We start from the raw sequence: 13,073 nt of genomic DNA on the forward strand, positions 1-13,073 counted from the left end.
CGCCGCCCGAACACCGACCAGCTCGGCCTCGACAGCGCCGGCGTCACCCTCGACGATCAGGGCGCGATCGTCGTCGACGCCGACAATCGCTCGAGCGTCGTCAGCATCTATGCGGTCGGCGACGTCACCAACCGCGTCCAGCTGACGCCGGTCGCGATCCGCGAGGGCCAGGCCTTTGCCGACACGATGTTCGGCAACAAGCCGACCCGGGTCGATTACGAGAACATTCCCTCGGCCGTGTTCAGCCACCCGCCGATGGCCGGAGTCGGCCTCACCGAGGGCCAGGCGCGCAACAAGGTCGGCTCGATCAAGACCTACACCGCCGATTTCCGCCCGATGAAGAACGTCCTCGCCGGCCGCAACGAGCGCGCGCTCTACAAGATGATCGTCAACGGCGAGACGGATGAGGTGGTGGGGCTGCATATGATCGGACCGGATGCCCCCGAAATCCTGCAGGCCGCCGCCGTTGCGGTAAAGGCTGGGTTGAAGAAGAGCGCGTTCGACGACGTGGTCGCGATCCACCCGACGATGGCGGAGGAGCTGGTGCTGCTGAAATGATGCCGATCGAAGCGGTGCTTCGATCGCGGAGAACTTGCCCTCATGCCACCGCTTACCCGGAGCTGGCCGAACGGCTGTCCTTTCTTGCTTGAGCCCGAAGAGAAGGGCAGGGCTTCGACGTGCTCAGCCTGAGCGAGCGGTGTTTGGGATTCGGGGAATGGCAGCAAACTCCTACATGACCGGCTTCGGCAGCCATTTCGCCACCGAGGCGGTTCCTGGTGCGCTGCCTGTCGGCCGCAACTCACCGCAGCGGCCGGCGTTCGGCCTCTATGCCGAGCAGTTGAGCGGCACCGCCTTCACCGCCCCCCGACACGAGAACCGACGCTCCTGGCTTTATCGGATGCGTCCCTCGGCCGAGCATCCGCGATACCGTCGCTACGAAGGCGCCAGTCTGTTCGCGCCCGGCACCTGCAAAGGCGACTTGCCGCCCAATCGCTTTCGCTGGAGCCCGCTTGCCATCCCGGCCGAGCCGACCGACTTCGTGGATGGCATCGTCACCATGGTGGCGAACCGATCACCGGAGGATCTGGAGGGCGTCGCCGTCCATATCTACCGCGCCAATCGCGACATGGCGGACCGCTTCTTGGTCGATGCGGATGGCGAGCTCCTCGTCATTCCGCAACAGGGCCGGCTGACGCTGCTCACCGAAATGGGCCGCATCGAGATCGCGCCGGGCGAGGTCGCCTCCGTGCCGCGCGGCGTGCGTTTTCGCGTGCTGCTGCCGGACGGGGAAGCGCGCGGATATTTCGCGGAGAATCATGGCTCGCTGTTCCGGCTGCCCGACCTCGGGCCGATCGGCTCCAACGGGCTCGCCAATCCGCGCGATTTCGAGACGCCGGTCGCGGCCTATGAGGATCGCGACGGCCCGGTCGAGCTCATCCAGAAATATATGGGCTCGCTCTGGGTAACTGAACTCGATCATTCGCCGCTTGATGTGGTCGCCTGGCACGGCAACCTGGCGCCCTGGCGCTACGATCTGCACCGCTTCAACACAATCGGGACGGTCAGCTTCGATCACCCGGACCCGAGCATCTTCACGATGCTGACCTCGCCCTCGGACGTGCCGGGCCGGGCCAACGCCGATTTCGTGATCTTCCCGCCGAGATGGATGGTGGCGGAGGATACGTTTCGCCCGCCCTGGTTCCACCGCAACGTGATGAGCGAGTGCATGGGCCTGATCCACGGCGCATACGACGCCAAGGCCGAGGGCTTCGCACCGGGCGCGCTGTCGCTCCACAACTTGATGGCGGGCCACGGCCCTGACGTGGCGAGCTGGAAGGGGGCGAGCGAGGCGGAGCTCAAGCCGCACAAGATCGAGGGCACGATGGCTTTCATGGTCGAAAGCTGCTGGCCGTTTCGCCCGACCGACTACGCGCTCGGATGCGAGGCTCTCCAGAGGGATTATGACGCGACCTGGGGCGGTTTTCCGAAGGCGCGGCTTCCCGGCTGAGGATATTGCGGCGCAGCCGCTCGTTCGAACCCCGAGGAGATGCGACATGGCCGATAACAAACCCACTCCGGACGATGCGGCGGGCGGCGCCGAAGGCGGCATGGCGGAGGGCAGCGCCGGTGGGCCGGGGCAGGGCAACAGCCTCAAGGATTTGTCGGACGAGGCGGTCCGCGAACTGGAAAACGAGGAAGAGCCCCACGCCGGTCGCGGCGATTATGGCTGATCACCGGCTGGTCACTCCCGCGGAAGCGGGAACCCAGCCTGGTGGCGGTCCTGCTCTTAACAAGAAAGCTGGGTCCCCGCTTCCGCGGGGATGACAAGAGCTCGGCTGTCAGGCAACTCGCAACAGATGTCCGACGTCCTCATCATTGGCGCCGGCCATAACGGCCTCGTCTGCGCCTTCTATCTCGCCTCACGCGGGCTGAAGGTCAAGATTCTGGAGCGGCGCCACATCGTCGGCGGGGCGGCGGTGACGGAGGAGTTCGCGCCCGGGTTTCGCAACTCGACGGCGAGCTACACGGTCAGCCTCCTCAATCCCAAGGTCATCCGCGACATGAGGCTGTACGAGCACGGTCTGCGCGTCGTGCTGCGCAAGATGGACAATTTCCTGCCGACCTACGGCTACGAGCATCTGCTTGCAGGACGTGACGGCCTGACCCGAGCGGAGATCGCCCGGCACTCTCCCGAAGATGGGGAGGCTTATGACCGCTACGCGCGCGATCTCGAAGGCGTGATCCGCGTCCTCAAGAGCTGGCTGCTGCGCGCACCCCCCAACGCCGGCGGCGGTCCGTCTGACCTGCTCGCGCTTTTGCAGCTGGTCGGCAGCGTCGGGCGGCAGAGCCTGGACGAGCAAAGGCTGCTGTTCGACTTCTTCACCAAGAGCGCGGCCGACATTCTTCGCCGCTACTTCCGCACGGATATCGTCCAGGCGCTGTTCGGGTTCGACGCGGTGGTCGGCAACTATGCGAGTCCGGAGACGCCGGGCTCCGCTTATGTGCTGCTCCATCATCTGTTCGGAGAGGCGGCGGGCGTCCCGGGCGCCTGGGGGCACGCGGTCGGCGGCATGGGCGCGATCACCCAGGCGATGGCGAAAGCGTGCGGCGGCGAGGGCGTGGAGATCGCCCTCGAAGCTCCGGTCGAGGAGATCATCGTCGAGCGGGGTAGGGCAGTAGGCGCCGTCTGCGGAGGAAAGGCATGGCGCGCCAGGGCAGTCGTGGCGGGCGTCAACCCCAAGCTGTTGTTCGATCGTCTGCTTCCGGACGGCGCCGTCGCCTCGGAGATCGCCCACCGCATGTCGGGCTGGACGTCCGAATCCGCGACATTTCGAATGAATGTGGCCCTGTCGGAGCTACCCCGCTTCACCAGCCTGCGCGATCCCGGCGATCACCTGACCGCCGGAATCATCATGGCGCCCAGCCTCGACCATATGGACCGCGCCTTTCTCGATGCGCGCCGTCAGGGCTGGTCGCGCGAGCCGATCGTGGAGATGCTGATCCCTTCGACTCTCGATGACAGCCTCGCCCCGCCGGGAAGGCATGTGGTGAGCCTGTTCTGCCAGCATTTCCCCTATCAGGTGCAAGGCGGCTGGCCGGCCCGAAGGGACGAGGCGGCCGACCACATTATCAACGCGGTGGACCGCTACGCCCCCGGCTTCGCCGGGTCGGTGATCGGACGCTCGGCCTTGTCCCCCTACGATCTTGAAGAGCGCTTCGGCCTGGTCGGCGGCGACATCTTTCACGGCAAGATGGGACTCGACCAGCTCTTTTCCGCCCGCCCGATGCTGGGCCACGCCGATTACCGCATGCCGCTTCCCGGCCTGTATCTGTGCGGCTCGGGCGCGCATCCGGGCGGAGGCGTGACCGGCGCGCCTGGGCATAATGCGGCGCGGGCGGTGCTCGCCGATCGAAGAAAGCTAATGCGCTTCAGCCGTTAAGCGCTTGATATCAAAACCAGGCGCGATCGCCCCGGACGTAACGCGCCTCGAAGTCCTCGTCGCTTGTGACGAGATAGATGATGAACTCGATGAACGCGATCACTCCGATCACGATCGTCGGGATGAACAGCAAGATGATTCCGAACAATGTGCAGAGCAGCATCGTGAGTCCAGCACCGTTCTTGCCGAGATAGAATTTGTGGATGCCGAGCCCGCCGAGGAAGAAGGCAAGCAAGGCCGCGACGATCCGGTTCTTGTCGCCGGCCAGCGGGCTTGCCCCCGCAATCGTGTAGACCGCCCGAGCTTCGGCACCCTCCGTCTGGAAATCGACGATCTGCCCTGCGCTCGGATGCGCCTGCGGCTTCCATTCGGAGTTGGCGAAGTGGTAACGTTGTCCGTCGTCCCCGGAAATCTCTCCAGTCATGCGTTGATAGTCGAAAGCCAGCACGCGTCCCCGCATTTTCATTTCCCCCGTTCCAACAGGCGGGGAGGATACACGCAATGCGCGGGCGGGAAAGGGCCCGTTGATGGGGCTGGAGCCCGGGCCTAGAGGGGCGGCATGAGGACCAGAGCCGCAATTGCCGTCGCCCCGAACCAGTCGCTTGAGATCCACGAGGTCGACCTAGACGGCCCGCGCGCCGGCGAAGTGCTGGTCGAGATCATGGCGACGGGCATCTGCCACACCGATGCCTACACGCTGGAGGGCAAGGATTCGGAGGGTATCTTCCCGTCGATCCTGGGGCACGAAGGCGCCGGCATCGTCCGGGAGATCGGGCCGGGGGTAACCTCCGTCGAAGTCGGCGATCACGTCATCCCGCTCTACACGCCCGAATGCCGGCAGTGTAAGTCGTGCCTCAGCCGCAAGACCAATCTGTGCACCGCGATCCGCGGAACGCAGGGGCGGGGGCTGATGCCGGATGGGACCAGCCGCTTCCGGCTCGGGCGCGAAACCATTCACCATTATATGGGCTGCTCCACCTTTTCGAACTTCACGGTGATGCCTGAGATCGCGGTCGCCAAGGTCCGCGAGGACGCGCCGTTCGACAAGATCTTCTATATCGGTTGCGGGGTCACGACCGGGGTCGGCGCCGTGATCTGGACCGCGGGCGTGGAGCCGGGCGCGAACGTCGCCGTCTTCGGGCTCGGCGGGATTGGCCTCAACGTGATCCAGGGCGCGCGCCTGGCGGGCGCGGACCGGATCGTCGGCATCGACATCAATCCCGCCAAGCGCGCCATGGCGGAAGCGTTCGGCATGACGCACTTCATCAACCCCCACGAGATTGGCCGCGAAAAGGTCGTCGCTGCGGTGATCGACGCGACGGATGGCGGGGCCGACTACAGCTTCGACTGCACCGGCAATACCGACGTGATGCGACAGGCGCTGGAATGCTGCCACCGCGGCTGGGGCAAGAGCGTCGTGATCGGGGTCGCGGAAAGCGGCAAGGAGATCGCCACTCGGCCCTTTCAGCTGGTCACCGGCCGGATGTGGACCGGCTCGGCCTTTGGCGGCGCACGCGGCCGCACGGACGTGCCGCGCATCGTCGACTGGTATATGGACGGCAAGATCGCAATCGACCCGCTCATCACGCACAAGATGCCGCTGGAGCGGATCAACGACGCGTTCGATCTGATGCACCGGGGCGAGAGCATACGTTCGGTCGTCGTCTACTGAGGAGGCTGCCGCTCAGCTTGCCCCTCCTGGCCAGCTGTCTTAAGTCGCGGCACCATGACGTCCACCAACGATATCCGCCGCTCCTTCCTCGATTATTTCGGGGCAGCCGGGCACCAGATCGTGCCCTCGTCGCCCCTCGTGCCGCACAATGACCCGACCTTGATGTTCGTCAACGCAGGGATGGTGCCGTTCAAGAACGTCTTCACCGGCCTCGAGTCCCGGCCATATCAGACCGCAACGTCGTCGCAGAAATGCGTCCGTGCCGGCGGCAAGCACAACGATCTCGACAATGTCGGCTACACCGCGCGCCACCACACCTTCTTCGAGATGCTGGGCAATTTCAGCTTTGGTGATTATTTCAAGGAAGGCGCGATCGGATATGCGTGGCGCTTCATCACGCAGGATCTCGGCTTTGCCAAAGATCGCCTGTGGGTGACGGTTCACCCGACCGACGATGAGGCGGCCGCGCTCTGGCGTAAGATCGCAGGCATCGCGGAAGAGCGGATCGTCCGTCATCCCGACAATATGTGGGCCATGGGCGACACCGGCCCGTTCGGTCCGAACAGCGAGATTTTCTTCGATCAAGGCGAGAGTCTGGCGGGTGGTCCGCCGGGATCGCCCGACGAGGATGGCGACAGGTTCCTCGAATTCTGGAACCTCGTCTTCATGCAGTTCGAGCGGTTTGCCGACGGCAGCACGGTCAACCTGCCCAAGCCGTCGGTCGACACGGGCATGGGCATGGAGCGGGCGGTCGCCCTGCTTCAGGGTGTTCCGTCCAACTACCAAATTGACCTCTTCCGCAACCTGATCGAAGCCAGCGAGGAGTTGACCGGAACCAGGGCTATCGGTGCGCAGCAGCCCAGCCATCGCGTCATCGCCGACCATCTGCGTTCGACCAGCTTCCTGGTAGCGGACGGCGTGCTGCCGGCGAACGAGGGTAGGGGTTACGTGCTCCGCCGCATCATGCGCCGCGCGATGCGACATGCGCACCTGCTCGGCGCCAGCGAACCGCTGATGCACCGGCTCGTTCCGGCACTTGTCGCCGAGATGGGTGCGGCCTATCCCGAGCTGGTCCGCGCCCAGCCGCTGATCGAGGCGACGCTCAAGCAGGAAGAGACGCGGTTCCGCCAGACTCTCGACAAGGGCCTGAAGCTGCTCGACGAGGCGACGGCGTCGATGACGCCGGGCGACACGCTCGCCGGTGAGACCGCGTTCAAGCTCTACGACACGTACGGCTTCCCCTACGATCTTACAGAGGACGCGCTGCGGGCGCAGGGCTTCCAGGTCAATCGCGCGGGCTTCGACGCCGCCATGGCCGAGCAGAAGCGCGCCGCTCGCGCAGCCTGGAAGGGCTCGGGCGCGAAGGCATCGGACGACCTCTGGTTCGACATCGCGGAGGAAGCGGGCGGCACCGAGTTCACCGGCTACACGGCTGAGGAAGGCGAGGGCGCTGTCGTCGCCTTAGTGAGGGACGGCGCGCGCGTGGACGAGGCCGGACAGGGCGACGACGTCCTGATCGTCACCAACCAGACTCCCTTCTATGCGGAGAGCGGCGGTCAGCTCGGCGATACGGGAGAGATCAGCAACGAGAATGGTTTGCGTGCCGTCGTTAGCGACACGTCCAAGCAGCTCGGTCGCCTCCATGTCCACCATGCCCGGATCGAGAGCGGAGCGGTCGCGATCGGCGATCCGGTCAAGCTCCGGATCGACAGCGGCCGCCGCTCAGGCATCCGCGCCAACCACTCGGCGACGCACCTGCTGCATGCCGCACTTCGCGAGCGGCTGGGCAAGCATGTCGCCCAGAAAGGTTCGCTCGTGGCTCCCGACCGGCTCCGCTTCGACGTTTCGCATTCAAGCGCGATGAGCCCCGGCGAGCTCACCGCGGTCGAGGACGACGTCAACGCGCAGGTCCGGGCCAACACGCCCGTCACCACACGCCTGATGACTCCGGAAGAGGCGATCGAGGAAGGCGCGATGGCGCTGTTCGGCGAGAAATATGGCGATGAGGTGCGCGTCGTCTCGATGGGCACGGATGGCGGGCGCTATTCGGTCGAGTTGTGCGGCGGCACCCACGTATCAGCACTCGGCGAGGTCGGTCTGTTCAAGGTGCTTGGCGAGAGCGCAGTCTCGTCCGGCGTTCGCCGAGTCGAGGCGCTGACCGGCGATGCCGCCCGAGCCTACCTCAACAGCCGCGATGAGAAGCTGCGCGCGGCCGCGGCCGCGCTCAAGAGCAGCCCGGACGAAGTGCCTGCCCGCGTCGCGGCGCTGCTGGATGATCGCCGACGGCTCGAGCGCGAGCTGGCGGAAGCGAAAAAGGCGCTGGCGCTTGGCGGCGGCAAGGCGGCTGACGCGCAGGGTCCTGAGCAGGTGGCCGGGCTCGGCTTCATCGGCCAGGTGATCGAGGGGCTCGACCCCAAGGGCCTGCGCGGCCTGGTCGACGACGCCAAGAAGCGGGTCGGCTCCGGCGTGGTCGCTCTGGTGGCGGTGAACGAGGGGCGCGGCACCGTGGCGGTGGGGGTCAGCGACGATCTGGTCGGCCGCCTCAGCGCGGTTGATCTCGTTCGCAAGGCGGTGGCCGAACTGGGCGGACAGGGCGGCGGGGGGCGACCCGACATGGCGCAGGGCGGCGGACCGGATGGCGCCAGGGCTGCCGATGCGCTTCAGGCAGTTCGCGCGGCGATCGAACAGCAGGTGGTAGCCGCCTGATCAGGGCCGGAGTGCGTCCCGCAAGCGCCGCCGGCCGAGCTCCGGTTGCTCGGATAGCTGGCCGAGCTTCATGATCTCCTCACGAAGCTGGGCCCGCTTCTCGTGGATGGAGGCGATCACCGGGCCCATGGCCATGCCGAGATCGACGAGCACCGCTTCGGACAGTTGGAGCGAGGATTCGAGCGTCTCCGGTACCGCGTCGGTGGCGCCGGCCCGGTAAAGCTCGGCCGCATGCGCCGCATCCCGGGCGCGGGCCACGATGGTGAGGTTGGGGCACCAGCCACGCACCTTGCGGGTGAGCCGGACCGTCAGCACCGGATCGTCCATCGTCAGGATCAGCGCTGAGGCATGGCCAAGGTTGAGCCGATCGACCAGCTCCGGGCGGGACACGTCTCCGAAAGTGATCGGCACGCCCTCGCGCCGGCATGCCGCCACCGTGTCGATATTGGAATCGACGGCGAGATAGGGTCGGCCATGCGTTTGCAGCATTTCGGCGACCAGCCGGCCGACTCGGCCAAAGCCGATGATGACCGCCGCCGGCTCCTTTTCTCCCGGCCTGATCACCGGCAGATCCACCTCGGCGGTGACGTCGACCTGCCGCGCCGCGATCTGGCCGAGCTTGGCGAGCAATGGAGTGAACGTCAGCCCAAGCGCGGTGACGATCTGCCAGAAGGCCGCGGTCTCCGGGCTGATCAGCTGCGCCGCCGCCGCGGCCGAAAGGACGATCAAGGTCGTCTCCGACGGGGAGGCCATCAGCACGCCCACTTCGGCCGCGACGCTTTTGCGAACATCGGAAAGCAGGACCAGAAACGCGGCGGTGACGGCCGTCTTGACCAGCATGACGGCGACCATCGCGAACAGGATCGTCTCCCAATTCGCCGCGACGACCCGCAGGTCGACGCTCATTCCCACGGTGATCAGAAAGATGCCGAGCGCAAGCCCGCGAAAGGGCGCGGTGATCACTTCAACTTCGCTGTGATAGTCGGTCTCGGCGATGAGAACGCCCGCGAGCAGGGCACCCATGATCGGCGACAGGCCGACCGCGGTCGTAGCCAGGCTGGCGGCGATCACGACCAGCAGGCTTGCCGCCAGGAAGAGTTCCGGGCTTTTGGTTCGCGCCGCCTGGGCGAACAGGCGCGGCAGGAGAAAGCGGCCGAGCACGAGCAGGATGCCGATTACGAGTGCGCCAAGGGACATGGTGGTGACCAGACCGCCAAAGCCGCCGGCCGCCGCGAACGGGGCTAGCGCCCCTAGGGCGAAGATGATCGGGACGATCGCCAGATCCTCGAACAACAACATGCCCAGGGCGGAGCGGCCGACCGGGCTGGTGGTGCCGACGAGGGGCAGTACGATCGCGGTCGAGGACAGGGCCAGCGCCAGACCTAGCGCGAACGAGCCCGACCAGCCCTGGCCGAACATGAACAGGCCGAGCGCGAGCAACAGCGCGGAAATCAGCAATTCGGCCGCGCCCACCCCGAACACCATGGTCCGCATCGTCCACAGCCGCCGGAAGGAGAGCTCGAGCCCGATCCCGAACAGCAACAGGATGATCCCGAATTCCGCAAAGGGCTCGATCGCCGCGCGATCCGTGATCGTTACATAATCGAGCCAGGGATAAGCGCCCGCCAACGAGCCCAGTCCGGCCGGGCCGACCAGCAACCCGACCAGGATGAAGCCGATGATCGGGCTGATCCGAAAGCGGGTGAAGGCCGGGATGACGATCCCCGCCGCTCCCAGAATGACGAGCGTGTCCTTGAAACCGGCATAGTTGAGTTCGGCCGCCATGAGGCTCTTATGCCGGATTCAGATCGTCATGCCAGCGCAGGCTGGCGTTCCTGTACGCGCAAGTCACAGGGACTCTTCCGGCCCGGGCCCCCAGGCTTCGCTGAATGTCAGCCGCCACCGGGCGTATCGGTCCCGGTACGAGGAACAGAGGGCGCGGGCCGGCTTTCCGGCGGGTTGGGGTTCCAGGCGATCCGGTAAAGGTCGAAGCGTCGGTCGGCGAGGTTCTGGACCGTGCCTTCGGCGCGCGCCCAGGTGAGATCGGCGAGGTTCACGTCGGAGATGGTCAGCGTCTCGACATTCTCACTCGCCTCGGCCGCTATGCCGTCGCGCGCGAACGGGAAGTCGCACGGCGTCAGGATGCAGCTCTGGGCATATTGAATGTCCATATTCTCGACGTTCGGAAGATTGCCGACATTGCCGGAAAGGACGACGTAGCATTGGTTCTCGATCGCCCGCGCCTGGCTGCAATAGCGGACGCGGAGGTAGCCTTGCCGACTATCGGTGCAGAAGGGGACGAAGATGATCCGCGCGCCTTCATCCACCAGACGGCGGGCAAGCTCCGGAAACTCGGAATCGTAGCAGATCAGCACGCCGATCGGGCCGCAGTCGGTCTGGATCGCGTCGATCCGCTTGCCGCCCTTGATCTTCCACCAATAGCGCTCGTTCGGCGTCGGGTGGATTTTCTCCTGCGCGTGGACCGATCCGTCGCGCAGGCACACATAGGCGACGTTCTGGATGTCACCGTCCTCGGTCCGGGTCGGATGCGATCCGCCGATGATGTTCACATTGTAGCGCAGCGCCATACGGGACAGCTCGGATACGAGCTTGGGGCTGTGCTCGGTCAGCTTGTCGATCGCCTCCATCGGCGTCAGCTCCCTCTGCTCGAAGGCGAGCAGCTGGAGGGTGAACAACTCGGGGAAGACGATGAAGTCGGATCGGTAATCCGCAGCGACATCAACGAAATATTCGACGTTCCGGATGAACTCTTCGAAGCTCTGGACCGCCCGAGCCTGGAATTGGCAGGTGGCGACACGAACGCTCTCGACATCGCGCGGCACTCGAAACTGCGGCGGCTCGTCCGGGTTCACGTACGGGTTGCGCCAGACCATGTGGACCGCAGACCCTCCCGACTGCGCGTCCTCAGGCAGATAGTTGTGCAGCACGCCGAGCGGCTCGAAGCCGTTCGAAAGCTGGAAGGTCAGCACCGGATCCTTGATCCGCCCCGCCTTGACCTCGTCAAGATAGGCTTCCGGTGTTTTCAGGCGGCGCTTGGCACGGGCAAAGCCTGGCATGCGCCCGCCGAATACGATGCCTTTGAGATCGAGCCGTTCGGCCAACGCCTTGCGAATGTCGTATAATCGCTGACCGATCCGGACGCCGCGAAGCGCCGGATCGACGCACATCTCATAGCCGTAGAGCCAGTCTCCGGTCGGATCGTGGCGCGATCCGAAGCCGTCCCCGGTAATCTCTTCCCAGCTGTGCGGAGCAAGCGCGATACGCTCGTCGAGCCGCATGGTCGCGCAATAGCCGCCGATCTCACCTTCGTAGATCGCGACGAACTGGCCCTCCGGATAATTGTTGATCTGCCCCCGAACCATGCCGCGGCTGTATCCGGGCATGCGGTCGTAGGCGCGGTCGACCAGCGCGATGATGCCGGGCACGTCGCGCGGCGTCGCCTGCCGCACCTCGAGCTTGGCGGATGTTCTCGGGGTGCGGCGGGGCGACTTGGCCATCAGGCCGAAGCCATCGCTTTCTCAAGATTGGCGCGGATCGCCTCGAAGAATTGCTCGGTCGTCATCCAGCTCTGGTCAGGGCCGATCAGGATGGCCAGATCCTTGGTCATCTGGCCCTGCTCGACCGTTTCGACACAGACGCGCTCCAGCGTCTCGGCAAAGCGAGTCACTTCGGGCGTGTCGTCGAACTTGCCCCGATGCTTGAGCCCGCCGGTCCAGGCGAAGATCGACGCCAGCGGGTTGGTCGAAGTCGCCTTGCCCTGCTGGTGCATGCGAAAGTGACGTGTGACCGTGCCGTGAGCGGCTTCGGCTTCCACGGTCTTGCCGTCCGGAGTCATGAGGATCGATGTCATCAGGCCGAGCGAACCGAACCCCTGCGCGACCATGTCCGATTGCACGTCGCCGTCATAATTCTTGCAGGCCCAGACGAACTTGCCGCTCCACTTCAGGGCGGACGCGACAAGGTCGTCGATCAGCCGATGCTCGTAAACGATCTTCAGCTCGTCGAACTGGGGCTTGAATTCGCTCTCGAAAATCTCCTGGAAGATGTCCTTGAACCGCCCGTCATAGGCTTTGAGGATGGTGTTCTTGGTCGACAGGTAAACCGGCCAACCGCGGCCGAGGCCGTAGTTGAAGCTGGCGCGGGCGAAGTCGCGGATCGAATCGTCGAGATTGTACATGCCCATCGCGACGCCGGAGCTCGGAAAGTCGAATATCTCCTCCTCGATGCGCTGGCCGTCCTCGCCTTCCCAGATCATGCGCAGCTTGCCGGGCCCGGGCACGCGGAAGTCGGTCGCCTTGTACTGGTCGCCAAAGGCGTGGCGGCCGACGGCAATGGGGTCGGTCCAGCCGGGGATCAGGCGAGGCACGTTCTCGATGACGATCGGCTCACGGAAGATCACGCCGCCCAGGATGTTGCGGATCGTGCCATTGGGCGACTTCCACATCTTCTTGAGGCCGAACTCCTTCACCCGGGCCTCGTCCGGCGTGATCGTCGCGCATTTGACGCCCACGCCATGCTGCTTGATGGCCTGGGCGGCCTCGACCGTTACCTTGTCATCGGTCGCGTCGCGATGCTCCATGCCGAGATCGAAGTAGAGCAATTCGATGTCGAGATAGGGCTGGATCAGCCGCTCTCGGATCCATTGCCAGATGATGCGGGTCATCTCGTCGCCGTCGAGCTCGACGACGGGGTTTTTCACTTTGATCTTGGCCATGAGGCTCCCCTGAGGTTTG

At 65.3% G+C, this 13,073-nt stretch carries 10 protein-coding genes; 6 read left to right on the plus strand and 4 right to left on the minus strand.

Going from position 1 to position 13,073, the window contains the following annotated elements:
• The 4 genes from VF631_RS08260 to VF631_RS08275 all read left to right on the plus strand — a co-directional run.
• Positions 1 to 558, plus strand: a 558-nt coding sequence (locus VF631_RS08260) for an FAD-dependent oxidoreductase (RefSeq protein WP_431849813.1), incomplete at its 5' end; no start/stop codon positions are given.
• A gap of 157 nt (positions 559 to 715) precedes the next feature.
• Entirely contained in the window at positions 716 to 2,008 is a 1,293-nt protein-coding gene (hmgA, locus tag VF631_RS08265) for a homogentisate 1,2-dioxygenase (RefSeq protein ID WP_431849814.1), read from the plus strand.
• A 46-nt stretch (positions 2,009 to 2,054) separates the two neighbouring features.
• Positions 2,055 to 2,231, plus strand: a complete 177-nt coding sequence (locus tag VF631_RS08270; protein WP_431849815.1) for a hypothetical protein — start codon at positions 2,055 to 2,057, stop codon at positions 2,229 to 2,231.
• A 126-nt stretch (positions 2,232 to 2,357) separates the two neighbouring features.
• The gene (locus tag VF631_RS08275; protein ID WP_431849816.1) at positions 2,358 to 3,941 is read left to right on the plus strand and encodes a phytoene desaturase family protein; all 1,584 of its coding nucleotides are present in this window, start codon (positions 2,358 to 2,360) and stop codon (positions 3,939 to 3,941) included.
• A gap of 10 nt (positions 3,942 to 3,951) precedes the next feature.
• Here VF631_RS08275 and VF631_RS08280 read toward each other — a convergent pair whose 3' ends face one another.
• Positions 3,952 to 4,407, minus strand: coding sequence for a TM2 domain-containing protein (locus VF631_RS08280; RefSeq protein ID WP_431849817.1), 456 nt, complete (start codon positions 4,405 to 4,407; stop codon positions 3,952 to 3,954).
• Positions 4,408 to 4,500: 93 nt separating this feature from the next.
• Between VF631_RS08280 and VF631_RS08285 the strand changes: the two genes are divergently transcribed.
• Together VF631_RS08285 and alaS are read left to right on the plus strand one after the other, a co-directional pair.
• Positions 4,501 to 5,613 carry an S-(hydroxymethyl)glutathione dehydrogenase/class III alcohol dehydrogenase gene (locus VF631_RS08285; RefSeq protein ID WP_431849818.1) on the plus strand — a complete coding sequence of 371 codons (1,113 nt, stop codon included), beginning with the start codon at positions 4,501 to 4,503 and terminating at the stop codon, positions 5,611 to 5,613.
• A gap of 54 nt (positions 5,614 to 5,667) precedes the next feature.
• Positions 5,668 to 8,319 carry an alanine--tRNA ligase gene (alaS, locus tag VF631_RS08290; protein ID WP_431849819.1) on the plus strand — a complete coding sequence of 884 codons (2,652 nt, stop codon included), beginning with the start codon at positions 5,668 to 5,670 and terminating at the stop codon, positions 8,317 to 8,319.
• Here the strand turns inward: alaS and VF631_RS08295 are convergent, their stop codons facing one another.
• The 3 genes from VF631_RS08295 to VF631_RS08305 form a co-directional block, all read right to left on the minus strand.
• Positions 8,320 to 10,104 carry a cation:proton antiporter gene (locus VF631_RS08295; RefSeq protein ID WP_431849820.1) on the minus strand — a complete coding sequence of 595 codons (1,785 nt, stop codon included), beginning with the start codon at positions 10,102 to 10,104 and terminating at the stop codon, positions 8,320 to 8,322.
• Between the two features lie 107 nt (positions 10,105 to 10,211).
• Positions 10,212 to 11,837: a nitrilase-related carbon-nitrogen hydrolase gene (locus VF631_RS08300; protein WP_431849821.1), complete on the minus strand. Its 1,626-nt coding sequence runs from the start codon at positions 11,835 to 11,837 to the stop codon at positions 10,212 to 10,214.
• The gene (locus VF631_RS08305) at positions 11,837 to 13,054 is read right to left on the minus strand and encodes an NADP-dependent isocitrate dehydrogenase (RefSeq protein WP_431849822.1); all 1,218 of its coding nucleotides are present in this window, start codon (positions 13,052 to 13,054) and stop codon (positions 11,837 to 11,839) included. The genes VF631_RS08300 and VF631_RS08305 overlap by 1 nt, the downstream gene beginning before the upstream one ends.
• Positions 13,055 to 13,073 lie beyond the last annotated feature (19 nt).

Origin of the sequence: Allosphingosinicella sp., from assembly GCF_036387615.1 — a bacterium.
Classification (GTDB): Bacteria; Pseudomonadota; Alphaproteobacteria; order Sphingomonadales; family Sphingomonadaceae; genus Allosphingosinicella.

Coding starts and splice junctions, on each gene's coding strand:
- VF631_RS08295 (WP_431849820.1), bottom strand. CDS start 10,104: ATGGCGGCCGAACTCAACTATGCCGGTTTCAAGGACACGCTCGTCATT.
- VF631_RS08285 (WP_431849818.1), top strand. CDS start 4,501: ATGAGGACCAGAGCCGCAATTGCCGTCGCCCCGAACCAGTCGCTTGAG.
- VF631_RS08280 (WP_431849817.1), bottom strand. CDS start 4,407: ATGAAAATGCGGGGACGCGTGCTGGCTTTCGACTATCAACGCATGACT.
- hmgA (WP_431849814.1), top strand. CDS start 716: ATGGCAGCAAACTCCTACATGACCGGCTTCGGCAGCCATTTCGCCACC.
- VF631_RS08270 (WP_431849815.1), top strand. CDS start 2,055: ATGGCCGATAACAAACCCACTCCGGACGATGCGGCGGGCGGCGCCGAA.
- VF631_RS08300 (WP_431849821.1), bottom strand. CDS start 11,837: ATGGCCAAGTCGCCCCGCCGCACCCCGAGAACATCCGCCAAGCTCGAG.
- VF631_RS08305 (WP_431849822.1), bottom strand. CDS start 13,054: ATGGCCAAGATCAAAGTGAAAAACCCCGTCGTCGAGCTCGACGGCGAC.
- alaS (WP_431849819.1), top strand. CDS start 5,668: ATGACGTCCACCAACGATATCCGCCGCTCCTTCCTCGATTATTTCGGG.
- VF631_RS08275 (WP_431849816.1), top strand. CDS start 2,358: ATGTCCGACGTCCTCATCATTGGCGCCGGCCATAACGGCCTCGTCTGC.